Genomic DNA, 22810 nt, shown 5'->3' with positions numbered 1-22810 from the left:
CAGCTGAACCAGCCCCGCCAGCAGGAACAGGCCCAGGACCGCGCCGCCGAGGATCAGGCCGCGGCGAGGCGATGCGGCCGGTCGCGACAGGCGCTCGGCGGCCAGATAGCCGCCCAGGCCGAGGGCCGCCGTATAGGCGGCCTTGATCCAGAAAAAGCCGCCCGAGGCCGCCTGGGCGAGATCCGGACGGATCTTCAGCCAGACCAGGACGCCGGCCAGGGCGACAACCACGCCGACCGGCACCAGCAGGGCGAGGCGTTGCGGAGGCGTTTGACCAGGTGCCCGTCCTGCATCAGCGGCGAGGGTCGCAATCAGGTCATCGGTCTGCATGGCGCATCCTTTCCGCCAGCAGCTTAAGCGCCCGGTGCAGGGCGACCTTGGCCGCCCCCTCGGAAATCCCCGCCCGGGCCCCGGCCTCGGCGAGACTCAGGCCTGCCAGCTTTACGTCGCTGACGAGGATCCGCTGACGGTCGGGCAGGCTGGCGAGGGCGCGATCCAGTTCCAGACCGACGCCGGGATCATGTTCCTCGGCCGCCAGAAACGCCTCGTGATCCTCGATCGGCAGGGTCTGACGAATCTTGCAGCGTCGCCAGTGGTCGATGAGCTTGTACCTCGCCACGGCATGCGCCCATGCGGTGAACGGCTGGGTGGTATCCCAGGTCGCCCGCTTGATATGCACGGCCAGTAGCGTCTCCTGCACAAGATCCTCCACATCTCCAGGCGCGCCGGACATCCGGCGCGCGAAATAGGCGCGCAACCGGACTCCGAGCAGAGCCAGACACTCGCGGTAGGCCGGGGCATCGCCCTCCAGGCCGCGCAGCATCAGCGCCTTCATGCGGGTCTCGGTGTCCGTCACGCAGCCCCCTATTCGCGCGTCAGCCGACAAAGGTTACACGGCCCGCCCGTGCGTCGGAACCTTCACCGGTACCGCAGCGAAAATTTTGTTCGGCGACCGATGTAACCTTTGCCTGCGGCGGCCCGTATTCCCCCCTGACCGAGCCGAGCGGGCCGGTCGCCAGACACACCCAAGGAGCCACACCATGAACCGCACCGCTTCCGCCGCCCTCGCCGCCATCTTCGCCCTTTCGGCCGGTGCCGCCCTCGCTGACGACATGCACGGCAAGAAGGCCGAGATGGAAAAGTGCTACGGCATCTCCAAGGCCGGCCAGAATGACTGCAAGGCCGGCGCAGGCACCTCGTGCGCCGGCACTTCGAAGGTCGACTACCAGGGCGATGCCTGGAAGCACGTCGCCAAGGGCAGCTGCGTCACCGTCAAGACCCCCAAGGGCATGGGCTCGCTGACGCCGAAGACGATGTAATTCATCTGCTCGGCCATCCCGGTCAGGTGCCTTGCGGCACCGGGCCGGGATGTCACTGATCCCAGGAACGCCCCATGTCTCCGACCGCCGGCCTCGGCCTGAAACTCGATCATCTCGCAGAGGCCCTGGCCGAGTCGGCCGCCGGTCTCTGGTTCGAAGTGCACCCCGAGAACTACATGTCGGCCGGCGGGCCCCGGCTGGCCGCCCTGACGGCTGTACGGGAACGGCGTCCGCTATCCCTGCACGGCGTCGGCCTGTCCCTGGCGGCCGATACTGATCCTGACCCCACCCATCTGGACGCCCTGAAGGGATTGGTCGACCGCTTCGAGCCGTTCGTGGTGTCAGAACATCTGGCCTGGTCGACCCATCGGGGTCTTCACCAGCCAGACCTCCTGCCCTTCCCCCGCACCCGCACCGCCCTCGACCGCATTGCCGGCAATATCGCCCGGATGCAGGACGCCCTGGGCCGTACCGTCCTGATCGAGAATCCCTCGCTCTACTTGCCGCTGACCGGTCACGCATTCGACGAGACCGACTTCCTGGCCGCCCTTGTCGCGCGGACCGGATGCGGCCTGCTGGTCGACGTCAACAATGTCCATATCAGCGCTTTCAACCTCGGCTATGCGGCCGAGGCCTATCTGGACGCCCTGCCCGCCCGGGCGATCGGAGAGATCCATCTGGCCGGCCACAGCCCCGATGACGGCGGATCCGGCCTGCTGATCGACACCCATGCCGCCCCCGTGGCCGAACCGGTCTGGGCGCTGTACCAGCGCCTGATCGACCGCATTGGGCCCCGTCCGACCCTGATCGAACGGGACGACTCCATTCCGGCCTTCAGCGTACTGATGGTCGAGCGCAATCGTGCCCAGGCGTTACTCATGGCCTGCGAGGCGATCCATGTCTGAGCTGCTGGATTTCCAGGACGCCTTTGTCGCGGCCATGGCGGGCGATGGCTCGAGACTGTCGCCGTGGCTTGCCCAAGAACCCGATGGCCTGGCGGGGCTGACCGTCTACCGCAACACCATCGCCCGGGGCTGCGTTGACGCGCTCGCCGCCAATTTCCCGACGGTCCTCAGCCTGGTCGGCGAGGACTGGTTCCGGGCCGCCGCCGCCCGTTTTGCCCGTGAGGTGCCGCCGACCCAGGCGGCGCTGCTGGACTATGGTGAGGATTTCCCCGCCTGGCTGGATCGCTTCCCGCCGGCTCACGACCTGCCCTATCTGGCCGGCGTGGCCCATCTGGATCGCCTCTGGACCGAGGCCCTGTTTGAAGCCGAGGCTCCTGTGCTGGTGGCAGGTGCCTTCACCGCCCTGTCGCCTGAAGATCTCGCCGGTACCCGGGTGACCCTGCATCCCGCCGTAAGAGTCGCCGTCTTCGAGGCTGGGCTGCCCAGCCTCTGGGTCGCCGCCCGACGCGGCAGCGAATCCCTTGAGCTTTCCGGCTCTCCCGAAGGCCTGCTGCTTTGCCGCCCCGGGAGCTCGGTCGCGTTCCGCGTGATCGGACCGGCCGATGCCGCCTTCCTCACCGCCTGTCGGGCCGGACTGCCGCTCGCAGAGGCCATAGGCCTTGCTGCGGAGGCCGATCCGGCAGCCGACCTGCAAACCCTCTTCGCCACCCTGATCGCCGACGGTGTGTTCAGGCCACTCGACAACGGAACCCCGACATGACCGCCCTGCTCCTGAAACCCTTCGCTCGCCTCGCCGATGTCTCGGGAAAGGTTCTTACCGACGACGTGCTCAGTCTCGTGGCCCGTCTCGGCGTGGCAGGGGTATTCTTCCTGTCTGGGCGCACCAAGGTCGACGGCCTGCTGCACATCACCGACAGCACCTATTCTCTATTTGCCGACGAGTATGCCCTGCCGCTGGTCCCGTCGGACATAGCCGCCCATCTGGCCACCTACAGCGAGCACCTCTTCTCGGTCCTGCTCGTCCTCGGCCTGTTCACCCGGCTATCCGCCCTGGCCTTCCTGGGCATGACCCTGGTCATCGAGATCTTCGTCTATCCTGACGCCTGGAGCACCCATCTATCCTGGGCCGGACTGCTGCTGCTGATCCTCGCCAAGGGCGGTGGCCGTTTCAGCCTCGACCGCATGCTGAAGATTCCCTGAGGCTGAAACCGTCGTTCTGCGACAATACGTCTCACGCGATAACAGAAGCGAACAACTCACGTTAAACTTGTCTTATCGTGCGCGTGGGAGCGTCCGATACCGACGTTCAACGGATCGAGGCGCTCTGAAATGGCGGACTTGTGTATCGAGACGGACCAGTCGTTCAACTTTGGCGAGGCCAGCGTTCTCATCGTCGATGAGAACAACGGCTTCATGGACATCGCCACCCAGATGCTCTCCGGTTTCGGCTTCCGGAAGTTCCATCGCTGCAACCGACTGAGCGAAAGCAAGACTTTCGCCCAGTCCCACGAAGCGGACCTCATTCTGGTGGATCCCTTCCCCCGGGCTGACGACGGGCTGACCCTGATCCAGGACCTGAGGGCGCGACAGGCCCCCGGATCAGCGCCGAGGGTCGTCATCATCATGACCGGTCATACGCCCCGCGAACTGATCCAGAAGGCAAGGGATGTCGGAGCCAACTATGTGGTCGCCAAGCCCTTCTCGCCGGCCACCCTGCTGGATCGCATCCTCTGGAGCACCGGTACGACCAAGGAAGCTCCGGGTGAGACACCCGTGCGCGATCCCCTCGCCGCCGCAGCCTCGGCCCTTCTGCAATGAGTGCGGCAAGTCGTCTGACCCCGTTCATGGGTCGGCCTGACGGCATTAACCCGGCCCAGGCGCTCGCAGCGGCAGATGCAAATCTGGAAGCCTACCGGGAGACCGCCCTGGCCCTGGTCGACAAGGCCATTGCCGATCTTGCAGAAGGTGCGGCATCAGCGCCCCATGAAGAAATCGAACGGCTCGCTGACAGTATAGCCGCGCTTGCAGGCATGTTTGGTGAAGACGGTGTGACCCATGCCGCCAAGCGCCTCTGCGAGACGGTGCGCGGCATGGTCGTCTCGCGGGCCTGGGAACAGACCACCATTGACGTGCACATCGCCGCCCTGCGCTTGATCCGGACCAGGGCCGGGACCCAGGACATCGCCCAACTGCTGGCCGGCCTGGATCGACTCGCCGCCCGCAAGGTCCAGGGGCTTGGCTAGTCGACCCTCCCGGTCGGGACGCGACTGGCGTCACCAGCCGCGATAGATGGGCCGGAACCGGTACTCGAGGGTGCTGACCTCACGCTCGGCGTCACGCATGGCCCAGTCGGCCCGTCGACCGTCCTCAATGGCGTCACGCCGTTCGCTACGCAGCCGGTTCAGACGGTCGCGCAGTTCCCGCTTCTGCTCATCGTTCAGCGCTGGATTACGCAACTCGTCCTCGACGCCGCGCGCCTCGCGATCCCGCTTTTCGGCGCGGCGGTCCGCGCTCGCCCGATCCGACTCTGCCTGCCGCAACCGGGACTCGGCATCATGGAGCAGGCGGCCGTCAGCATAGGCCACAACGAAGTCGCCGGCCGCAGGCTCAGGGCAAACCCCGGCATAGCTGTGACCCAGGCGACCTTCCTGAAATCCCCGGTCCGGCGTGCAGTAGAGCCTCAGGCCCTGGGCCCTCGCGGCGAAATAGGGCGCGGGGTCAGGCGACACACCGCTCTTGGCACAAGCCTTGGCATGGTCGTCCAGACGACTCTGCGGATAGCCGGCCTGACCATCCTTGAATCCGATGCCGGTCCAGTCGCCCTGCAGGCAGGCCTCCTGGCTGATGGTGGCGCAGCCCGCCAGGGCAAGGCCGCCGGCGACAAGAGGAATCAACAGGAACGACCGCATCACAGAAAACCCTCCAGAACCTTGCCTGGAGCTAAGCCTTGGCCGCCTGAATGGTCGATGAACATGGCCTGGAGCGCCGAAAAGGCCCGCAGGCCCCTCTGGAACCCCGAACGACGGGACTAGTGAAGGGTCTGGGCCGGTCCAGGGGGTCGCCTCCAGAGTTGGGCGGTGAGCGCATTGGCCACACCCAGCCAGCCCAGGTCCGGGCCCTTTCCACCGCCCACCCTGCCCGCCTCGACCGCATAGGCCGTTGAGGCTGCGAGCGAGGCGGTGGCGGCAGCGGCCTGTCCGCCAAGACGGCGAGCTCCCAGTCCCAGCCAGAGTGCGTTGAAACCCTGGGTCAGGCTCCAAAGCGTCAGGGCGCGGGTCCGGGCCGGACTGGCGGGCGCGTTCCACGTCCTCAGGCCCGACAGGGTCATGGCGATGAACAGGGGCGGCAGGATGAGGCTGGTCAGCGGTTTGGGCTGATGCGCAACCGGCTCATGCATCTCGGCGAAATCCGCCGCGTACATGGCATCATCCAGGAGGGCCTCATGGCGCCGACCCATGGCCATGGAGGCCAGAATGGCTCCACCGGCCAGCAGGACCCCCAGAGCAATCTGGCTGGCGGGATGCAGTTCCGCACAGTCGTCGGCTTCGAAAGCCTCCCGACCGGGCTTTGCCGGGGCACGCTGTCTGCCGTTTAGCAGGGACATGGCTGGACTCCATTGGACGTCAGGCTTCAAACCGATCCAGGTGGCCTTGGTTCCGGCTCACCTGTGAACAAGCGCAAAGTGGTGACATTCTTGCCAGCCACGCCATGCAGATCAATGGCCAGGCCAGCCGAATCCGGCAGGTCCCTTTGGGGTTACCGACCCTTCGGTGCTCGCATGAGGCCGTCGATCAGGCGTTCCATGTTGCTGGCGTTGAGGCCGGCGACCTTCTGGATATCGTCGCGAACCAGAATGTCCGAGGTGATGATCACGCCGCCGTTGGTTGTGCGCCGCACATAGCCCCCTGCCGCCAGCTTGACCACGTGCCGGCGGGTGGTTTCGACAGGCAGGCCCAGGGACCGGGCCAGGGCTGAAACGCTGATCGGGCGACGCAAGTCGTCGGGGAAGAATTCGCCCGCAAAACTTTCCAGATAATCAGCACTCTGACGAAGGTGTTCCGTGCCCGCCTGGGCTGCGGCAATGAACACCAGAGCCAGCCCGACATCGCCGTCGAACAGATCCGTGAACACCCGGATCAGCCTTAGGGCGTAGTCGGCACCAAGATTCAGGTGGTGTCGCGCAATGAAAGGCGTTTTCCGACGCTTCATGCGCTTTTAAGTTGCGAGTTCATCAACATTCTCAAGACATAGCCTGCCCAATTTGGGCAGTCGGCATCGGACTGGTTAAACTGCCGTTGATACTTCTCGGCGCAAGCTATCTGCTCTTGCATAGGGTGGGGAGTAGAAATGCGTTTGCGGTTGTCCGGTGCCATGAATCTTTTTGGTACCCTGCTGGCCGGCGGCCTTCTCGTGCTGGCTGCCGTCTCCTGGTCAGCGATACAGACTGTCCGCATCGGCGGCCCGCTTTACGGCAAGATCGTCTCCGGCAAGGATCTGACCGCCGATATCCTGCCGCCCCCCCTCTATGTGATCGATGGCTATCTGGACGCCAAGCTCGCCTTCGCCAAGGGAGCCACAGCCGACATCAAGTATGCCCGCGCCGAACTGGAAAAGCATCACGCCGAATATGAGACGCGGGCAGCGTTCTGGCGAGCAATCGATTTTGATCCCGAGGTGAAATCGGTGCTGCTGGGCGAGTCCGACACCCAGGCCAAGATCTTCTGGAGTTCGGCCGAGGCCATGCTGGCCGCGATGGAGAGCGGCGACCTGGCCACCGCCGCAACGCAGGAACAGCGCATGACGGTGGCCTTCGAGACCCACCGCGCCGCGATCGAGAAAATCGTTCCCCTGATCGCCGCCGACAATGCCACGATCGAGGCCGAAGCCCAGGCGAAGGAGGTCACGCAACTCAGCCTGATGGCCATTGTCTGTGGTTTGCTGGGCATGGTCATCGGCGGCGGCATGTTCATGCTGCGCCGCTCCGTGGTCCGGCCGATCGAGGCCATCACCCGCTATATGGGCAATCTGGCCGCTGGCGACTACGAGAAGGCGGTTCCGTTTGCTGGCCGCCATGACGAACTGGGCGAGATGGCCAAGTCGGTCGCCGTGTTCCGCGAAGGCGTGCTTGAACGCCGCACCCTGCGCGAAGCACAGGAAGCGGCACGGTGGGAAACCGAAGCCGAACGGGAATCCAACGAAGCCGAACGGCGGACAGCCGAGCAGAAGCGTGATCACGCCATGCGCAGCCTGGCCGAAGCCCTGGACCACCTGTCATCAGGCGACGTGGCCTTCCGTCTGGAGTCCGCCTTCGCGCCGGAATACGAGCGCCTGCGCGGCGACTTCAACGGGGCCGCTGAAAAATTGACCCGCACGCTCGGCCTCATCGAGCAGTCGTCCGGTGGCGTCGGGGCTGGTGCGATCCAGATCGCCCAGGCTGCGGACGACCTGTCACGCCGGACCGAGCAGCAGGCCGCCAGCCTGGAAGAAACCGCTGCTGCCCTGGACGAGATCACCAGTACCGTGCGCCAGACCGCCGAGGGCGCGCGCAAGGCCAACGAAATCGTGGCCGACACCCGGCGTCAGGCCCAGGCCACCGAGACCGCCGTCGGCAAGGCGGTACGCGCCGTCGGCGAGATCGAGACCTCCTCGGCCCAGATCAGCCAGATCATCGGCGTCATTGACGAAATCGCCTTCCAGACCAATCTTCTGGCCTTGAACGCCGGGGTTGAAGCGGCCCGGGCCGGTGAGGCCGGTCGCGGCTTCGCCGTCGTCGCCCAGGAAGTCCGGGCCCTGGCCCAACGCTCGGCCGACGCGGCCAAGGAGATCAAGATCCTGATCGGTGCGGCCTCCGGCAAGGTCAGCGAAGGCGTGGGCCTGGTCGGCCAGACCGGCCATGCGCTCGGTAGCATCCTCGAGCGGGTCAACGAGATCGCCGCCCTGGTATCAGACATCTCGGCCTCGGCCCAGGAACAGTCCACAGGCCTCAACGAGGTCAATACTGCCGTCAACCATATGGATCAGATGACCCAGCAGAATGCGGCCATGGTTGAAGAAACGACCGCCGCCGCTCACTCACTGAAGAGCGAGGCCGGTCGCCTGGCTCAACTGGTCGGCCAGTTCACCCTGACAAATCAGAACCGGCCGGGACGGGCAGCCGCCTGAGCGGTCACGCTCCGGCCGGCAGTTCGCCCATGGCGCTCTGCAGGTAGTTCTGCTCGCCCAGCGACTTGACCAGACCGATCTGCATTTCGAGGAAGTCGATATGCGACTCGGTATCGCTGAGGATCTCGCGCAGCAGTTCACGGCTGACGAAGTCGCGCGCCTGCTCGCACTGGATGATGCCCGGAATAAGGGCTTCGCGTCCGCCCAGCTCAACGGCAAGGTCGCTGCCCAGGCATTCCGGCACCGTCTCGCCGATCTTCAACTTGTGCAGGTCCTGCAGGTTGGGCAGGCCTTCCAGGAACAGGATGCGGTTGATCAGCTTGTCGGCGTGCTTCATCTCGCCGATCGACTCGTCATAAGTGATCTTGCCGAGCCGCTTGAAGCCCCAGTTGTCGTACATCCGCGCATGAAGGAAATACTGGTTCACGGCGGTCAGCTCGTTGGTGAGCACCGCATTCAGCAGCCGAACGATACCCGGATCGCCTTTCATGGCGCGCCTCCTGGAAAACTGAGTCGCCCGACCGTGCGGCAAGGCCGTGATCGCTTCAACCGCAATGTCAGCGGCCTGGCACTACAGGCGCGGAAAACCGGATCGCTCCGTGGGAGCGACAGCTACTCTGCCGCGTAGGCCAGGGCCTGGCGACGCTCGATGATCATCTCGCGCATCTCGCACACGCACTTGGCGCACTGGGCCTGACAGCCCTTGTGGCGGAAGACATCGGCCGGCCGGCGGGCACCGGCCTCGATGGCCGCACGAACCTCGCGCTCGCGGATACCGTTGCAGTTACAGACGTACACGAGGTCACGCCCTCAATGAATGAGTGTCATTCGCATCTAACCCGAAGTCGGCACCTTTTGCAACTGACTCTCATTATGGTTAGCGCGGACGGGATCGCCCCCGCTTGGGCAGATCGGGAAATTGGCGTAAGGCCGGGGTCATGACACTCGAATGCCGTCTCTATCTGATCACCCCGCCGGTCCTGGGCGACCTCGACGCCTTCGTCGCCACCCTGAGCCGCGCCCTCGCGGGCGGTGATGTGGCGGCGCTGCAGGTTCGGCTCAAGGACGTGTCCGATGACGCCATCGCCGCCGCTGTCACCGCCCTGGCCCCCGTTGCGCGAGCGCGTGACGTGGCGCTGATCCTCAATGACCGCCCCGATCTCGCCGCCCGCCTCGACTGCGACGGCGTCCATGTCGGCCAGGGCGACATGGCCTGCGCGGCGGCCCGCAAGCTGATGGGCAAGGACCGGATGATCGGCGTCACCTGCCATGACAGCCGCCACCTCGCCATGGAGGCCGCAGAGGCCGGAGCCGACTATGTGGCCTTCGGGGCCTTCTTCCCGACCACGACCAAGGATGCCCCGACCACCGCCGATCCGGAGATCCTGTCGATCTGGCAGGAGACGATGGAGATCCCGTCGGTTGCCATCGGCGGAATCACGTCCGCCAACGCTGCACCCCTGGTGACGGCCGGTGCCGACTTCATCGCCGTCTCGGCCGGGGTCTGGGCCCATCCGCAGGGACCCGACGCGGCGGTGGCCGAACTGAATGCCGCCATCGCCTCAGGCCTGGCCGCCCGGGCAGGCTAAGTCGCCTGTTGCGAGCCCGTCGGGACGGGCATAGCGTCGCCCTAACGATAAGAGACGGGAGGCGACGCGATGATCCATCGACTCGTGCTGTGTGTGCTTAGCGTAGCGGCCTTAGCGACGGCGTCTGCCGTCCGGGCCGAAGACTGGAAGCCCGCCCCGGGCGAAGCCAAGACCTTCTATGACGCGGACTTCCTGCGGATGGACACCAAGTCCGGCCTGGTAGTTTTGCGTATCGCCGAAGGCAAGCCCAACGGCCCCTACAGGGGGTGGCCCGCCAGCAAGGGCCCAATCATGATCTTCGCCCTGGACTGTGCCGCCAATCGCTGGATGGACCTGGGCATGGACTTCACCGGCGACAAGGGCCTCGGCAGGAACTGGCGCAACGAGGAGAAGATCGAGGACATCAGCGGTGCGGTCGGCGGGGCCGGGAAGCTGGCCTGCGAGACCCGCGACAGTCTGCCCAAGGTCGATCTGCCCTGAGCTGTCTCTAAGCCCTCGCCGCCATGGCCCGGCAGGCTTCGTGCCTGAAACAGGTTGTCAGGTGGTCGTTGACGAAGCCGGTGGCCTGCATGAAGGCATAGACGATCACCGGGCCGCAGAACTTGAAGCCCCGGGCCTTCAGGGCCTTGGCCATGTCGACGGCAAGCGGCGTCTGGGCCGGGACCTGGGCGCCCACCTCCCACTGATTCTGGATGGGTGCGCCGCCGACCATGTCCCAGAGCAGGGTGGCGAAATCCTCGCCGCGCTCGCGCATGTCCAGATAGATCCGCGCCCCGTTGATGGCCGCGTCGATCTTGCCGTTCGAGCGGATGATGCCGGCATCGGCCATCAGCCGGGCGCGGTCGGCCTCGTCGAAGCGGGCGACTTTCTCGGGATCGAAATCGGCAAAGGCTGCCCGGAAGCCGTCGCGCTTGCGCAGGATGGTGATCCACGACAGGCCGGCCTGGAAACCGTCCAGCACCAGCTTTTCCCACAGCGCGCGCGAGTCGTACTCCGGCACGCCCCATTCGGTGTCGTGATAGGCCTCATAGACGGGGTCACCCGCCATGCCCCGCCAGGTGCAACGTTGGATCTCGTTCATGACCGCAAGCTTGACTGAAAAGCGCGGCGATTTCCAGAACTTTTCGTGAACATGGCCCTCTCCGGAGCCTGCCCTAGCCCTTCAGGAACGCCTCGACCTCGGCCTGGAACCTGTCCGGCTGATCGACCATGATGAAGTGGGCTGTGTCATCAATACGGATCAGCTTGGCCCCCTTCAGCGGAGCATAGGCACCGGCGTACCAGCCATCCACGGTCGCGGCCGGGAAGGGGCCGGCCTTGTCGAAGGCGTGCAGCACGGTAGTCGGGGCCGTGATCCTGCCCAGCTCCGGCGTTAGGTCGGTCAGCAGCAGTTCTTCCATGGCCCGGCCCGAGACGTCGCGATCGCTGGCCAGGGCCTGCTGGGTGATGGCCTCGCGGGCGCTTTCGGTCTTGACCATGCCGGCAATGGTCTGGCGCTGCTGGGCGGCGGCCTGCTCGGCGGAGGTGTTGACCATGCCGTCGCGGATCATTGCGGCGTTCTTGGCGATCTGCTCCGCCGTCACGGTCGGGCCGAAGAAGGCCACGGCCAGCTTGGGGAACATGTCGACCACCATCAGCCGACCGACCCGGTCCGGATGACGGGCGGCCAGTTCCATGCCGATCGTTCCCCCCATCGAGTGGCCGATCACGGCCGGGGCCTTCAGGCCCTTGGCCTGGATATAACCGGCCAGACCCTCGGTGACGCCGGCGACCACGGCACCTGCGGCATTGCCGGCCACCGGCGCGCCGGCAAAGCCGGCCACCTGCACGAGGTGAACGCGATATCGGCCTTCCAGCGCCTTGGCCGTCGGCTCCCAGATGGCGCGCGAGGACGACAGACCCGGAATCAGGATGACGTCCCGACCCTTGCCCCGTGTCTCAACGGTGAAGCGTTCGGCCTCCGGCGCGGCGGCGGCAAAGACGGGACCGGCGGTGATCAGGGCGGCCAGGCCCGCCCCGTAACCCAGAATCTGACGTCGGTTCATGCGCAGAAGTGTCCCCAAAGCCCGTCGATCCGATCATCGACTTTGTTTATCAAAGTACATTGAACTTTGAGGCCTTGGCAATGCCTAAGAAACGTCCAGCCAGTCCGGCCGTTCAACGGCGACCGGCCGGCCCTCGACCGTCAGTGCCGCGCCCTCGATCCGGTCCAGCCGCAGCATCGCCATGGCGCGGCCGTCGCGGCCCGACAGCACCTCGCCGGCCCGAAGCTCACCCGTCAGGATCTCGGATCCGAAGGGCGGCGGCCGACCATCGAAGGTGACCGGCAGCATGCGGTTCTTGATCGTGCCGCGCCGCTTCATGCGGCTGGTGGTTTCCTGGCCGACAAAGCAGCCCTTCTTGAAGTCGATGCCGTTCAGCAGATCGAAATCGGCTTCGATCGGATAGGTCTTGTCGCTGAGCCAGTCCGACGGGCCCGGCACGCCCAGCGCCAGACGATGCGCGTCATAGGCGTCTTCGTCGGCGGTCGTAACATCCACCAGGCCATAAGCCCGCGCACCCAGCGCCGGGAGGCGGGGATCGCGCAAAAAGCCCTCGCTGATCTTGAGCGCCTCTCCTGCGGGAAAGGCAGCGGTGACCGACAGGTCGCTGATGGCCAGGTCAACCTTGGCCCGCAGCCGATACATGGTCAGCCGCGCCAGGATGGCCTCGCGATGCGCCGCCTCGACATCGAGCAAGGCCCCGCCCTCGATCCCGGCGATGAACAGGTCATAGAGCAGCCGCCCCTGGGGCGTGAGGATCGCACCCAGGCGCAGCTCGCCCACCGCCAGGGTCTCAACGTCCTGGGTGATCAGGCCCTGCAGGAAGGACCGCCAGTCGGGCCCGCCGACGGTGATCACGGCGCGACTTTTCAGCGGGGCGAACTGGGTCTGGCTCATGCGTTACATGTGGCGTGCGACAGCGTGTCGCGCCAGAGGGGAAGTTTACGGAAACTTGAGCAGTCATCGTGGGATGCGCCGACCGGACACCTGCCCTATACAAGGACGGATGACACAGCGGGCCTTCCCGATTCTTTTCATCACCGCCACGCGGATCGGCGATGCCGTGCTCTCGTCCGGCCTGATCCATATGCTGGCCGACGAAATCCCCAACGCGCGCTTCACCATCGTAGCCGGCCCCCTCGCCGCGCCCCTGTTTGCCCATGTACCCGGACTTGAACGGGTCATTGTCATGGAGAAGGGCAAGGGCAAGGGTCACTGGTTCCGGCTGTGGAACCAGGTACGGCATCAGAAATGGGGCCTGGTTGTCGACCTGCGCGGCAGCGCCACGGCCTATTTCCTGCGACGCGATCGCCGGGCCATCTGGAAGAAGACGCCGGGCGAGATCACCCACAAGGTCATCGAGGCGGCGCGGGTGTTGCAGCTGGACGGCGATCCGCCTTCGCCGCACCTCTATATCACGCCCGAGGTCCAGGCCCTGGCTGACCAGATGCTGGCCCCGAAGAAGGGCGAGACCGCCGGTCCGCTACTGGCCATGGGCCCGGCCGCCAACTGGGTCGGCAAGGTCTGGCCGATCGAGCGTTTCGCCCAGACGGCCGGTCAGCTTTTGGGGCCTGACGGCCCGATGGCCGGCGGCCGTCTGCTGATTCTGGGCGGCCCGGGCGACAGCCGCATGGTCGAGGAGCTCCGCATGGCCAGCGCGCGCGGCCGTTGCATCGACCTCACAGGCAAGGTTGATCTGCTGACCGCCTATGCCTGTCTGAAGCGCGCCGACCTGTTCATCGGCAATGACAGCGGCCTGATGCACATCGCCGCCGCTGCCGGCACCCCGACGGTCGGCCTGTTCGGCCCCTCGGACGAGCGACGTTACGCCCCTTGGGGTCCTCTGACCCGCGCCGTGCGCGGCCCGCGCTCACTGGAACAGTTCCGGGAGGTCGATCCCGACTTCTCGCAGGCCATTCGCCACATGAGCGACCTGCCTGTGACGACCGTGGTCAGGGCGGCCAAGAGCTTGCTGGCAGACGTGCGTATAGCCCTGGCAGCGCCTCCCCTGCCAGAAGCAGTGCCCGCAGGCGAAACTGACGCCGAAGCCGCAGGGCCGGAGATCATCCTTCCCACCGCAAGGCCGGACATCGACTCTGAAAGGGACACCTCCGAACCGGAAGCCCTGGCTGATCCCGAAACCACCGCGCGCTCAACCGCATCTCCACTGGACCCTGTTGGCGACGTCAGTCAAAGCGACGACCGGAGCTAGTCTGGTCGGGAGAGCTTTAAAGCGGCATAGCCGGTCCAGACCTACGAGGGCGAGTTCGCGACCGAAGGCAGATGGGACCTCGGAGCAGGCCCTGAAGATGTGACCCGAACACGTCTCGTCGGTAGCCCCTCGACTTTTTTCCGGTCTGACTGTCGAATCCGGTCGACCTCGCGCGTCTCTGCCTTGAAGGCGGCGCGGCGTGCGCCAGCCGGATGGGAGACCTGCCGTGAAGTACATGCTGCTGATCTACGAGAACGAGACCAACTATGCGGGCGAGGCGGGCGAAAAGCTGCTGGCCGACATCATCGCCCAGCACATGAAACTGGGGGCCGAGCTTGCGGCATCCGGGATTGGCTGGAGCGGCTCGGAGCTGGCCCCGACCTTCACGGCGGCGACCATCTCCAAGGACGGCATCGTCCATGACGGCCCGTTTGCCGAGACCCACGAGCAACTCGGCGGCTACTACATGGTCGAGGTTCCGGACCGCGAGGCGGCCATCGCCTGGGCGCGCAAGATTCCCCTCTCGCCCGGCGGCAAGGTCGAGATCCGACCGACCGGTGGCCACGGCTAGGCGCTGATGCCGGAGCCGGGCCTCCTCGACCGGGCCGCTCGCGAAAACAGCGGCCGGATCATCGCCGCCCTGGCGGCCAGCTTCCGCGACCTGGATCTGGCCGAGGAGGCCTTTGCCGAGGCCTGCGCCCGCGCGGCAGCCGTCTGGCCGTCGCGCCCGCCGACCGACCCAGCCGCCTGGCTGTACGCCACGGCCCGCCGCGCGGCCCTGGACGCCGTGCGGCGGCGCGGCGTGCGGCAGCGCCACGCACCCGAGCCGCCCGACCTGCCGCCGAGCGTGGAGGAGGCCATGACCTCCGATGAGGCCCTGATCCCAGACGAGCGGCTGCGGCTGATCTTCGTCTGCTGCCACCCGGTCGTGCCGGTCGAGGCCCGTGCGCCCCTGACCCTGCGGCTGGTCTGCGGGCTCAGCGTGCGCGAGATCGCCCGCGCCTTCCTGGTGGCCGAGCCGGCCATGTTCCAGCGCCTGACCCGCGCCAAGCGCAGGATCGCCCAGTCCGGCGAGCCATTCGAGATCCCCGGCCCCGAGGCCTGGGGCGAGCGGGTCTCGGCGGTGCTCTCGACCCTGGAAGTGGCCTATGGCAAGGCCCATGAGGATGCGGCCGGGGCGGGGGCCCATGCCAGCTTCGCCCGTGAGATGCTCGACCTGACGGCGGTGCTGGTCGCCCTCTTGCCGGACGAGCCCGAGGGCCTCGCCTTTGCGTCACTGGTCCGCTACGCCGAGGCGCGACGTCCAGCCCGGCTGGACGAGACCGGGGCCATGGTTCCCCTGTCGGAGCAGGATCCCGACCTGTGGCGCAGGCCCCTGATCGCCGAGGCCGAGCGGCTGCTGCGCCGCGCCGCCGACCTGGGCCGGCCCGGCCCGCGCCAGCTGCATGCAGCGATCCATGCGGTCTGGTGCGGTCGAAAGTGCCTGGCCGAGCCGCCGCGCTGGGGAGCGGTACTGGCCCTCTATGACGCCCTTCTGGTCTGGCGCGACGATGCGGTGGTGCGACTGAACAGGGCGGTCGCCCTCGCCGAGGTGGCCGGGCCGCAGGCGGCCCTGGCCCAGGTCGAAGGGCTCGAACCGGCCGGTCTGACGGGGTTCGCGCCCTTCCATGCGGTCCGCGCCGACCTGCTGGCGCGGCTGGGGCGGACCGGCGAGGCCCACGCGGCGTATGATTGTGCCCTGGCCCTGGACCCCGGCCCCGCCGAGCGGATGTGGCTGGAGCGCCAAAGAACATCACTCGCTACGGATTGAACAACCGTATGAGGCGCGGGATAAGGGGGCATGGACGGATCAACCCGCAGCCCCGCGCCCTTCCGCGACGCCCGCTACGCGCCTCGCGCCCTCGAGGTCGAACAGCGTGGAGACGCGCTGATCCTGCGCAATCCCATGCCCTATTCCGACGCTGTCCAGACTGTGACCGCGCCACTGGCCCGCTGGGCCGTCGAGGCCCCGGACCGTATCTGGTTGGCCGAGCGAAACGGTGACGGCTGGCGAACCGTCAGCTTTGCCGAAGCGCGGATCCGGATCGAGGCCCTGGCCGGGGGGCTTAAGGCACTCGACCTGGGCCCTGGCAGGCCTCTGTTGATCCTGGCGCGCAACACCATCGATCATGCCCTGATCGGCTATGCAGCCATGAGCCTGGGCGCACCGATCTCACCGGTCTCGCCGCAATACGGTCTCGCGGGCGCAGACCTGTCGCGACTGGACTTTGCTGTTCAGCGTCTGAAGCCGGCGGCCGTCTATGTCGACGACGCGGCAGCATTCGCCGGAGCCCTGGCCGCGCCTTTCCTGGCCGGCCTGCCGGTGATCGTCAGCCACAACGCCCGGGACGGCGACCTCACCTTCAGCGAGTTGCTCGACGCACCACCGGTCGCGCCACTTTGCGAACCCGGCGACGTGGCAAAGCTGTTGCTGACCTCGGGCTCGACCGGCAAGCCCAAGGCGGTGATCTGCACCCACGCCAATATCGCGCTCAATGCCGCCCAGATCGAAGCCTGCTACGCCGATCCCGAGCCGCCGGTGCTGGTCAATTCTGCGCCCTGGAGCCACAGCCTGGGGGCCAATGCCATCCTGCACATGGTGCTGCACCGGGGCGGCACCCTCTATATCGACGCCGGCCAGCCGACTCCGGCCCGCTTTGCCGAGACGATCCGCAACCTGCGCGAGGTTTCGCCGACCTATCACAACATGGTCCCGGCCGGCTGGGGCCTGCTGATCGGCGAACTGGAGCGCGACGAGGCCCTGGCCCGGACCTTCTTCGAAAAGGTGCGGGTACTGCAGTACGGCGGTGCCTCCATGGCCCAGTCGATCCTTGACCGCGTCCAGGCCGTAGCCGTGCGCACCATCGGCGAGCGGGTGACCTTCGCCGCCGGCTATGGGGCCACCGAGACCGGGCCGACCGCCTGCAACATCCACTGGCTGAACGCCCGCTCAGGGATGGTCGGCCTGCCGACCCCCGGCACCGCAGTTAAACTGGTTCCGGCGGGCGACAAGTTCGAGATCCGGGTCAGGGGTCCTCAGGTCTCGCCCGGCTATCTCGACCAGCCCGACGCCACCCGCGACGCCTTTGACGAAGACGGCTTCTACCGCTTGGGCGATGCGGCACGACTGGCCGACTCCGAGGACCCGACCGCGGGCCTGGTCTTCGACGGGCGTCTCGTCGAGAACTTCAAGCTGGCCAGCGGCACCTTCGTGGCCGCCGGGGCCCTGCGCGTGGCGGCCGTTTCGGCCATCGGCGGGGTAGTCTCTGACGCCGTGGTCTGTGGCGAGGGCGAGGACGGGGTCGGCCTGATGCTGTTCATTGATCCTACTGCTGCGACGCGACTGGGGGACGCATCCGCCGTGCGAGCTGCCGTTGTCGACGGCCTTACACGCATGAACATTACGGCCAAGGGTGGTGGTCGGGTGACCCGGGCGCTGATCCTCGACGGTCTGCCGGACGCAGCCAGCGGCGAACTGACGGACAAGGGCTATATCAACCAGGCCCTGGCCCGGGAGCGACGTCCCCGTGAACTGGCGCGACTGTTCGCCGAGGCTCCGGACGGGGACATCCTCGTTTTCTGAGACCATACAATCCGGGGCACCGAACCGGAGTTGCCGGCACGCGCCCGGAACAACAGGACAGTAGGGAAAGACAGCAGAATGAACGGCGCCGACGCCCTGATCACGACCCTGGCCGACAACGGCGTCACTGCCTGTTTCGCCAACCCCGGCACCAGCGAGATGCAGTTCGTCGCCGCCCTGGACCGCGAGCCCCGGATGCGCAGCGTCCTGTGCCTGTTCGAAGGCGTGGCGACCGGCGCGGCCGACGGATATGGCCGGATGGCCGGCAAGCCCGCCTGTACCCTGCTGCACCTGGGCCCCGGCTATGCGAACGGCGCAGCCAACCTGCACAATGCGCGTCGGGCCTATACGCCGGTGGTCAATGTGATCGGTGACCATGCCACCGACCACCGCCAGTATGACGCGCCGCTCAATTCCGACATCGCCGCCCTGGCTGCGCCCAACTCGATCTGGGTCAAGTCTGCGGACAGCGCCGATACGGTCGGCCCGCTGACCGCCGAGGCCGTGGCCGCCAGCTATGGCGCACCCGGCGGCAATGCCTGCCTGATCCTGCCGGCTGACAGCGCCTGGAACGAGACCAATACCGCTGGACCAGTGATCGAGATTCCGCGGCCCACCGCGCCCGACGCTGCGGCGGTCGCCGCCGTTGCTACTGCGATCAAGACTGCCGTCAAGCCCACGATTCTACTGGGCTCCAGCGGCTGCTGCGAGGCAGGCATCGCCGCAGCCGGCCGCCTCGCTGCCGTAGGTGTGCGGGTGCTGACCGACACCTTCACCGCTCGCCAGTCACGAGGCGAAGGCCGGTTCCGGCCTGACAAGATGATGTATTTCGGCGAACAGGCCCTGAAGGATCTGGCCGGCGTTGATCTGATCGTCCTGGCCGGTACGAGCCAGCCTGTGGCCTTCTTCGCCTATCCGGACCGGCCCAGCGTCCTGGTTCCGGAGGGCTGCGCGACGGCGACGCTGTGCGGTCGCGAGATCGATGCCCCGGCAGCCCTGAACGCCCTGGCCGATGCCCTGGGCGCTCCGGCCAACGGCACCGTCGAGGCCTATGCGCCGCCGGCTTCACCAGCCGGGAAGTTCGACGCCTGGGCCATGGGGGCTTCGATTGCCCGCCATATGCCGACGGACGCGATCATTTCGGACGACGCGGTGACCGCCGGCCTGCCGATCTTCACCCAGACCCGCAACGCCCGGGCCCATGACTGGCTGAGCCTGACCGGCGGAGCCATCGGCCAGGGCATCCCAGTCGCCATCGGCGCGGCCGTGGCCTGCCCAGGCCGCAAGGTCCTCAGCCTGAACGGCGACGGCGCAGGCATGTATACCGTGCAGGGCCTCTGGACGATTGTTCGTGAAAAGCTGGACGTCACCGTCGTCATCTTCGCCAACGGGGCCTATCGCATCCTCGGCATTGAGATGGGGCGCACGGGCGGTGGCGAGCCTGGACCCAAGGCCTCTCGACTGCTGGATCTCGGCGACCCAAAGATCGACTGGGTCGCCCTGGCCACCGGCCTGGGCATGCCCGCCGAGCGGGTCGATACGGCAGAAGCCTTCGACGCGGCCATGGAACGGGCCATGACGACGCCAGGGCCGCATTTCATTGAAGCGGCGATGCGATAGCGGGCCCCACCATGTCGAGCGAGCCCTCCCATCTGCCCCTGCCGGATCGCTGGGATCTGACCGACGAGCAGATGCTGGAGCGTGCAGAGGCAGCCCTGGCCCGCCTTCGCCGCCGACATACCATTCGCGACTTCAGCGACCGGCCGGTGCCCCAGGCGGTGGTGGAGCGCTGTATCGAGGCAGCGGCAACAGCCCCCAGCGGGGCCAACCAGCAGCCCTGGCGATTTGTGCTGATCGGCCCTGGCCCCTTGCGGACAGAACTTCGGGCCGCGGCCGAGGCCGAAGAGCGGGAATTCTACGCCGGCCGGGCCGGAGAAGCCTGGCTCGACGCGCTCGCGCCCCTGGGCACCGACGCCGACAAGCCCTTCCTGGAAACCGCCCCCTGGCTGATCGCCATCTTTGGCCAGCGACATGGCTTCGATGCCGAAGGCGACAAGATCAAACACTACTACGTGCCCGAATCGGTCGGCATTGCGACGGGGTTCCTGATCGCGGCGCTCAACGAGGCGGGCCTGGCGACCCTGACCCATACGCCGAGCCCGATGGGCTTTCTCAACACGGCCCTCGGGCGGCCGGACCACGAAAAACCCTATATCCTGCTGGTGGTTGGCCACCCGGCGCAGGACGCCACCGTCCCGGCCCACGCCAAGCGCAAACTGCCCCTCAACGAGGTCATGAGCCTACGCTGAGCGGCTCAGCCTGACCTTCGGCGACAAAAAAGCCCGCCGGGATCCCTCCCGGCGGGCTTGCTGTTTCAGCCTGAAGGCCAGATCAGCTCTTCTTGGAGGCGTTGGTCGGAAGCTTGCAACCGCCACCGATCCCCTTGGCCTGAGCGCAGGACAGGATTTCCTTCGACTTCGGGTTCGGGGTGTTGACCGGATAGCTCATCACCCAGCCCGGCAGGCCGTCAGCGCAAGCGACTTCCACATAGCCCTCGGTGTCGTTGCGACCCACCAGGCGAACGCCCGACACTTCGCACGAGCCCTTGCCATAGGCCTTCAGGTCGGCCGACAGGCGCGGGAACGAGGTGTCCGACTTGGAGAAGCTGCAGCGATAGCCGTTAATCTCCGAGGTCAGGCAGTCATAGATCACCGCCGGGCCCGTCGAGAAGATCGCGATGGCGCCGTCCGGACGGTTCTTGCACTTCAGCTCGACGACTTCCTTGCGGTTGTCGTCGGTCGGCAGCATGCCGTACTTTTCCACCTGGCAGTCAAAGCCGCCCTTGGTGGCCAGCTTGGTGTAGAGGCCGGCCTGTTCGGTCTGGGCCGCAACCGCATCGGTGAGGGTACAACCACCGCCGACGAAGCCGGCCTGGGCGCAGTCGATGGTGCGGGTCAGGGCTCCGCCAGCGGCTGCTTGCTGCAAGACGTAGCCCTTGCCGTCAGCGCAGGCGACTTCGAAATAGTTGTCGACCTTGGTGCTGAGAATGTAGCGCTTGTCCTTGACCGTGCAGTTCTTGCCCGAGGCGGCGGTCAGGGTATCGACGACGGCCAGCTGGGTGGCCTTGTCGGTCAGCTTGCAGCTGATGTTGGCACCCTCTTCGTACAGAAGACAGTTGTTGGCCACGACCTCGGCGGCCGGGTTGGCCGGGTTGGTGGTCTGGACGATGTAGCCGGCATTGCCGCAGGCCACTTCGAAGTAGGAATTCTTGGCCCCCGAGCCGATTGCGCGGGCGTTGATGATGTCACAGGCCGTTCCGGCCTTGGCCATGAAGGGCTTCAGCATGGCCTTCTGGTCGGCATTGCCGGGCAGGATACAGGCCAGGGCGCTGGGCTTGCCGTCAGCAGCCGGCTGGCTCGATTCCAGGCAGCTGAAGGCCTGCGGCGGAGTGTCTTTCTTGGCGATGAGCGCAAAGCCCATCCCTTCGGCACAAGCTACCTCGTAATAGCCGGTCGCCGTCTTCTTGTCCTCGCCGATCAGGCGGGCGTCAGAAACGGTGCAACCGGCGTTCAGGCTTTGCATCAAAGCCGGGGCGGCCGCCATGCCCGCCGTGCGGGCCTTGGCGTCAATGGCAGCCTTCGCCTTGTCCTCCTTCGGCGCCGAAATGACGGCGGCAGGGATAAGCGCGCCGAGCGCGAGGGCGGCGGCCAAGCCGATCGCGAGTGGCCTCATGGGAAACATCTCCTGGGTCGATTCCTCGCGCGGACATAAGCGCGCCCTTGCGTTAGGGGTCAAGATGTCCTCCGAGATGAGCGAAAACATGGCGACAGCCTGAACGAAGGGAGCCAGTCCATGCGAGACGGTATCGAAGACGAGGCACCGGAACCCCGCCGCCCCAAGCTGATCTATCCTTTTGAAACCGTACCGGAGCAGGGCACCGGCGAAGCGGTCGAGGTTGCCCCGGGTGTTCTGTGGCTGCGCCAGCCGCTCGGGGGCTCACTTCAGTTTATCAATGTCTGGGCCATCGCCGACGGCGAGGGCTGGGCGATCGTCGATACCGGCGTCCAGACCAAGGAAACGAGCCAGGCCTGGCGGGCCGCCTTCGCCGGTGCCCTGGAGGGCAAGCCGATCACCCGGGTGATCTGCACCCACCTGCATCCCGACCATGTCGGCCTGGCCGGCTGGATCGTGCGCAAGTTCGATTGCCGGCTGTGGATGACGCGACTGGAGTACTTCCAGTGCAGGATGCTGGTGGCCGACACCGGCCGGGAGGCCCCGGAAGACGGCGTGCGCTTCTTCACGGCCGCCGGCTGGGACGAGGATGCCATCGAGAACTACAAGGCCCGCTTCGGCGGCTTCGGCAAGGCGATCTATGCCCTGCCCGACAGCTACCGGCGGCTGTCCGACGGCGAGGACTTCGACATCGGCGGCAAGACCTGGCGGGTCGTTACCGGCCAGGGCCACTCACCCGACCACGCCTGCCTGTGGTGCCCCGAGCTCGGCCTGCTGATCAGTGGCGACCAGGTGCTGCCGCGCATTTCATCCAATGTCTCGGTATTCCCGACCGAGCCCGAAGCCGATCCCCTGAGCGACTGGCTGACCTCCCTGGCCAAGGTCAAGTCGGTCGTGCCCGACAGCGTGCTGGTCCTGCCGGCGCACAATGATCCGTTCCACGGCCTGCATTCGCGGATCGACAACCTGATCGCCGGCCATGAGCGGGGTCTTTCGCGTCTGGAAGAGAAGCTGGCCGAGCCCAAGCGGGTCATCGACACGTTCGGCGCGCTGTTTGCCCGGCCCATCGGACCCGACCTGCTGGGCATGGCCACGGGCGAGGCCCTGTCGCATCTCAACTGCCTGATCGGTCGGGGCAGGATCTCGCGGCATGTGGATGACACAGGCGTCGCTTGGTACCGCGCAGGGACGAACGCCGAAACATCCGTTTGATATTTCGTGCGCGAA

Annotated in this window: 27 protein-coding genes; 16 read left to right on the top strand and 11 right to left on the bottom strand. The window is 66.6% G+C overall.

What is annotated here, in order from left to right:
* Both DBR10_RS19790 and DBR10_RS07210 read right to left on the bottom strand, forming a co-directional pair.
* Positions 1 to 330: NrsF family protein (locus DBR10_RS19790; RefSeq protein ID WP_233243310.1), on the bottom strand; the 330-nt coding region annotated here is incomplete at its 3' end.
* Positions 317 to 856: a sigma-70 family RNA polymerase sigma factor gene (locus tag DBR10_RS07210; RefSeq protein WP_108504830.1), complete on the bottom strand. Its 540-nt coding sequence runs from the start codon at positions 854 to 856 to the stop codon at positions 317 to 319. The genes DBR10_RS07210 and DBR10_RS19790, both read right to left, overlap by 14 nt.
* A gap of 184 nt (positions 857 to 1040) precedes the next feature.
* Between DBR10_RS07210 and DBR10_RS07205 the strand changes: the two genes are divergently transcribed.
* The 6 genes from DBR10_RS07205 (at position 1041) to DBR10_RS07180 (ending at position 4467) form a co-directional block, all read left to right on the top strand.
* Positions 1041 to 1319 carry a BufA1 family periplasmic bufferin-type metallophore gene (locus DBR10_RS07205; protein WP_108504831.1) on the top strand — a complete coding sequence of 93 codons (279 nt, stop codon included), beginning with the start codon at positions 1041 to 1043 and terminating at the stop codon, positions 1317 to 1319.
* Positions 1320 to 1393: 74 nt separating this feature from the next.
* Positions 1394 to 2224, top strand: coding sequence for an MNIO family bufferin maturase (bufB, locus tag DBR10_RS07200; RefSeq protein ID WP_108504832.1), 831 nt, complete (start codon positions 1394 to 1396; stop codon positions 2222 to 2224).
* Complete coding sequence (locus DBR10_RS07195; RefSeq protein ID WP_108504833.1) at positions 2217 to 2984, top strand: HvfC/BufC N-terminal domain-containing protein; 768 nt, start codon at positions 2217 to 2219, stop codon at positions 2982 to 2984. Before bufB ends, DBR10_RS07195 begins: the two co-directional genes overlap by 8 nt.
* Positions 2981 to 3424, top strand: coding sequence for a DoxX family protein (locus DBR10_RS07190; protein WP_108504834.1), 444 nt, complete (start codon positions 2981 to 2983; stop codon positions 3422 to 3424). The genes DBR10_RS07195 and DBR10_RS07190 overlap by 4 nt, the downstream gene beginning before the upstream one ends.
* A 129-nt stretch (positions 3425 to 3553) precedes the next feature.
* Positions 3554 to 4042 carry a response regulator gene (locus tag DBR10_RS07185; RefSeq protein WP_108490326.1) on the top strand — a complete coding sequence of 163 codons (489 nt, stop codon included), beginning with the start codon at positions 3554 to 3556 and terminating at the stop codon, positions 4040 to 4042.
* 26 nt (positions 4043 to 4068) lie between these two features.
* Positions 4069 to 4467, top strand: a complete 399-nt coding sequence (locus DBR10_RS07180) for a hypothetical protein (RefSeq protein ID WP_108490327.1) — start codon at positions 4069 to 4071, stop codon at positions 4465 to 4467.
* A gap of 30 nt (positions 4468 to 4497) precedes the next feature.
* Here the strand turns inward: DBR10_RS07180 and DBR10_RS07175 are convergent, their stop codons facing one another.
* The 3 genes from DBR10_RS07175 to DBR10_RS07165 all read right to left on the bottom strand — a co-directional run bounded on the left by DBR10_RS07175 (position 4498) and on the right by DBR10_RS07165 (position 6433).
* Complete coding sequence (locus DBR10_RS07175) at positions 4498 to 5133, bottom strand: DUF2799 domain-containing protein (RefSeq protein WP_108504835.1); 636 nt, start codon at positions 5131 to 5133, stop codon at positions 4498 to 4500.
* 119 nt (positions 5134 to 5252) lie between these two features.
* A complete protein-coding gene (locus DBR10_RS07170; protein WP_108504836.1) occupies positions 5253 to 5828 on the bottom strand; it encodes a tryptophan-rich sensory protein in 576 nt (191 codons plus the stop codon).
* A gap of 152 nt (positions 5829 to 5980) precedes the next feature.
* Entirely contained in the window at positions 5981 to 6433 is a 453-nt protein-coding gene (locus DBR10_RS07165; protein WP_108504837.1) for a helix-turn-helix domain-containing protein, read from the bottom strand.
* A 138-nt stretch (positions 6434 to 6571) separates the two neighbouring features.
* On the opposite strand from DBR10_RS07165, the gene DBR10_RS19285 reads away from it, so the two are divergent.
* Positions 6572 to 8386, top strand: coding sequence for a methyl-accepting chemotaxis protein (locus DBR10_RS19285; RefSeq protein ID WP_108504838.1), 1815 nt, complete (start codon positions 6572 to 6574; stop codon positions 8384 to 8386).
* A gap of 4 nt (positions 8387 to 8390) precedes the next feature.
* Here the strand turns inward: DBR10_RS19285 and bfr are convergent, their stop codons facing one another.
* Complete coding sequence (gene bfr, locus DBR10_RS07155) at positions 8391 to 8876, bottom strand: bacterioferritin (protein ID WP_108504839.1); 486 nt, start codon at positions 8874 to 8876, stop codon at positions 8391 to 8393.
* A 122-nt stretch (positions 8877 to 8998) separates the two neighbouring features.
* Positions 8999 to 9184 carry a (2Fe-2S)-binding protein gene (locus tag DBR10_RS07150; protein ID WP_108504840.1) on the bottom strand — a complete coding sequence of 62 codons (186 nt, stop codon included), beginning with the start codon at positions 9182 to 9184 and terminating at the stop codon, positions 8999 to 9001.
* A 140-nt stretch (positions 9185 to 9324) separates the two neighbouring features.
* Between DBR10_RS07150 and thiE the strand changes: the two genes are divergently transcribed.
* Positions 9325 to 9975, top strand: coding sequence for a thiamine phosphate synthase (gene thiE / locus DBR10_RS07145; protein ID WP_108504841.1), 651 nt, complete (start codon positions 9325 to 9327; stop codon positions 9973 to 9975).
* Between the two features lie 69 nt (positions 9976 to 10044).
* Positions 10045 to 10455 carry a hypothetical protein gene (locus DBR10_RS07140; protein ID WP_233243309.1) on the top strand — a complete coding sequence of 137 codons (411 nt, stop codon included), beginning with the start codon at positions 10045 to 10047 and terminating at the stop codon, positions 10453 to 10455.
* 7 nt (positions 10456 to 10462) lie between these two features.
* Here DBR10_RS07140 and DBR10_RS07135 read toward each other — a convergent pair whose 3' ends face one another.
* The 3 genes from DBR10_RS07135 to ygfZ all read right to left on the bottom strand — a co-directional run bounded on the left by DBR10_RS07135 (position 10463) and on the right by ygfZ (position 12914).
* A complete protein-coding gene (locus DBR10_RS07135; protein ID WP_108504842.1) occupies positions 10463 to 11056 on the bottom strand; it encodes a DNA-3-methyladenine glycosylase I in 594 nt (197 codons plus the stop codon).
* A gap of 73 nt (positions 11057 to 11129) precedes the next feature.
* A complete protein-coding gene (locus DBR10_RS07130; protein ID WP_108504843.1) occupies positions 11130 to 12020 on the bottom strand; it encodes an alpha/beta fold hydrolase in 891 nt (296 codons plus the stop codon).
* Positions 12021 to 12104: 84 nt separating this feature from the next.
* A complete protein-coding gene (gene ygfZ, locus DBR10_RS07125) occupies positions 12105 to 12914 on the bottom strand; it encodes a CAF17-like 4Fe-4S cluster assembly/insertion protein YgfZ (protein WP_108489979.1) in 810 nt (269 codons plus the stop codon).
* Positions 12915 to 13023: 109 nt separating this feature from the next.
* Here ygfZ and DBR10_RS07120 point away from each other — a divergent pair, with 109 nt between their 5' ends.
* The 6 genes from DBR10_RS07120 (at position 13024) to DBR10_RS07095 (ending at position 20160) form a co-directional block, all read left to right on the top strand.
* Positions 13024 to 14229, top strand: coding sequence for a glycosyltransferase family 9 protein (locus tag DBR10_RS07120; protein ID WP_108504844.1), 1206 nt, complete (start codon positions 13024 to 13026; stop codon positions 14227 to 14229).
* 235 nt (positions 14230 to 14464) lie between these two features.
* Entirely contained in the window at positions 14465 to 14800 is a 336-nt protein-coding gene (locus DBR10_RS07115; protein ID WP_233243313.1) for a YciI family protein, read from the top strand.
* 6 nt (positions 14801 to 14806) lie between these two features.
* A complete protein-coding gene (locus DBR10_RS07110) occupies positions 14807 to 16039 on the top strand; it encodes an RNA polymerase sigma factor (RefSeq protein WP_108556229.1) in 1233 nt (410 codons plus the stop codon).
* 30 nt (positions 16040 to 16069) lie between these two features.
* A complete protein-coding gene (locus DBR10_RS07105; RefSeq protein ID WP_108504934.1) occupies positions 16070 to 17851 on the top strand; it encodes a feruloyl-CoA synthase in 1782 nt (593 codons plus the stop codon).
* A gap of 78 nt (positions 17852 to 17929) precedes the next feature.
* Positions 17930 to 19471 (top strand): acetolactate synthase large subunit, encoded by a 1542-nt coding sequence (locus tag DBR10_RS07100; protein WP_108504935.1) that lies wholly within the window; start codon positions 17930 to 17932, stop codon positions 19469 to 19471.
* An 11-nt stretch (positions 19472 to 19482) separates the two neighbouring features.
* Positions 19483 to 20160 carry a nitroreductase family protein gene (locus DBR10_RS07095; RefSeq protein WP_108504936.1) on the top strand — a complete coding sequence of 226 codons (678 nt, stop codon included), beginning with the start codon at positions 19483 to 19485 and terminating at the stop codon, positions 20158 to 20160.
* 82 nt (positions 20161 to 20242) lie between these two features.
* Here the strand turns inward: DBR10_RS07095 and DBR10_RS07090 are convergent, their stop codons facing one another.
* Positions 20243 to 21583, bottom strand: coding sequence for a hypothetical protein (locus tag DBR10_RS07090; protein ID WP_108504937.1), 1341 nt, complete (start codon positions 21581 to 21583; stop codon positions 20243 to 20245).
* Positions 21584 to 21703: 120 nt separating this feature from the next.
* Between DBR10_RS07090 and DBR10_RS07085 the strand changes: the two genes are divergently transcribed.
* On the top strand, positions 21704 to 22795 hold the full coding sequence (locus tag DBR10_RS07085; RefSeq protein WP_108504938.1) for an MBL fold metallo-hydrolase: 1092 nt from the start codon (positions 21704 to 21706) through the stop codon (positions 22793 to 22795).
* Positions 22796 to 22810 lie beyond the last annotated feature (15 nt).

The sequence above is a fragment of the Caulobacter sp. HMWF025 genome (assembly GCF_003060965.1).
In the GTDB taxonomy this organism is placed as follows: Bacteria; Pseudomonadota; Alphaproteobacteria; order Caulobacterales; family Caulobacteraceae; genus Caulobacter.
This window is presented reverse-complemented; position numbering and strand designations above follow the sequence as displayed.

Coding starts and splice junctions, on each gene's coding strand:
- DBR10_RS07205 (WP_108504831.1), top strand. CDS start 1,041: ATGAACCGCACCGCTTCCGCCGCCCTCGCCGCCATCTTCGCCCTTTCG.
- bufB (WP_108504832.1), top strand. CDS start 1,394: ATGTCTCCGACCGCCGGCCTCGGCCTGAAACTCGATCATCTCGCAGAG.
- DBR10_RS07195 (WP_108504833.1), top strand. CDS start 2,217: ATGTCTGAGCTGCTGGATTTCCAGGACGCCTTTGTCGCGGCCATGGCG.
- DBR10_RS07190 (WP_108504834.1), top strand. CDS start 2,981: ATGACCGCCCTGCTCCTGAAACCCTTCGCTCGCCTCGCCGATGTCTCG.
- DBR10_RS07185 (WP_108490326.1), top strand. CDS start 3,554: ATGGCGGACTTGTGTATCGAGACGGACCAGTCGTTCAACTTTGGCGAG.
- DBR10_RS07180 (WP_108490327.1), top strand. CDS start 4,069: ATGGGTCGGCCTGACGGCATTAACCCGGCCCAGGCGCTCGCAGCGGCA.
- DBR10_RS07175 (WP_108504835.1), bottom strand. CDS start 5,133: ATGCGGTCGTTCCTGTTGATTCCTCTTGTCGCCGGCGGCCTTGCCCTG.
- DBR10_RS07170 (WP_108504836.1), bottom strand. CDS start 5,828: ATGTCCCTGCTAAACGGCAGACAGCGTGCCCCGGCAAAGCCCGGTCGG.
- DBR10_RS07165 (WP_108504837.1), bottom strand. CDS start 6,433: ATGAAGCGTCGGAAAACGCCTTTCATTGCGCGACACCACCTGAATCTT.
- DBR10_RS19285 (WP_108504838.1), top strand. CDS start 6,572: ATGCGTTTGCGGTTGTCCGGTGCCATGAATCTTTTTGGTACCCTGCTG.
- bfr (WP_108504839.1), bottom strand. CDS start 8,876: ATGAAAGGCGATCCGGGTATCGTTCGGCTGCTGAATGCGGTGCTCACC.
- thiE (WP_108504841.1), top strand. CDS start 9,325: ATGACACTCGAATGCCGTCTCTATCTGATCACCCCGCCGGTCCTGGGC.
- DBR10_RS07140 (WP_233243309.1), top strand. CDS start 10,045: ATGATCCATCGACTCGTGCTGTGTGTGCTTAGCGTAGCGGCCTTAGCG.
- DBR10_RS07135 (WP_108504842.1), bottom strand. CDS start 11,056: ATGAACGAGATCCAACGTTGCACCTGGCGGGGCATGGCGGGTGACCCC.
- DBR10_RS07130 (WP_108504843.1), bottom strand. CDS start 12,020: ATGAACCGACGTCAGATTCTGGGTTACGGGGCGGGCCTGGCCGCCCTG.
- ygfZ (WP_108489979.1), bottom strand. CDS start 12,914: ATGAGCCAGACCCAGTTCGCCCCGCTGAAAAGTCGCGCCGTGATCACC.
- DBR10_RS07120 (WP_108504844.1), top strand. CDS start 13,024: ATGACACAGCGGGCCTTCCCGATTCTTTTCATCACCGCCACGCGGATC.
- DBR10_RS07115 (WP_233243313.1), top strand. CDS start 14,465: ATGCTGCTGATCTACGAGAACGAGACCAACTATGCGGGCGAGGCGGGC.
- DBR10_RS07110 (WP_108556229.1), top strand. CDS start 14,807: ATGCCGGAGCCGGGCCTCCTCGACCGGGCCGCTCGCGAAAACAGCGGC.
- DBR10_RS07105 (WP_108504934.1), top strand. CDS start 16,070: ATGGACGGATCAACCCGCAGCCCCGCGCCCTTCCGCGACGCCCGCTAC.
- DBR10_RS07100 (WP_108504935.1), top strand. CDS start 17,930: ATGAACGGCGCCGACGCCCTGATCACGACCCTGGCCGACAACGGCGTC.
- DBR10_RS07095 (WP_108504936.1), top strand. CDS start 19,483: ATGTCGAGCGAGCCCTCCCATCTGCCCCTGCCGGATCGCTGGGATCTG.
- DBR10_RS07090 (WP_108504937.1), bottom strand. CDS start 21,583: ATGAGGCCACTCGCGATCGGCTTGGCCGCCGCCCTCGCGCTCGGCGCG.
- DBR10_RS07085 (WP_108504938.1), top strand. CDS start 21,704: ATGCGAGACGGTATCGAAGACGAGGCACCGGAACCCCGCCGCCCCAAG.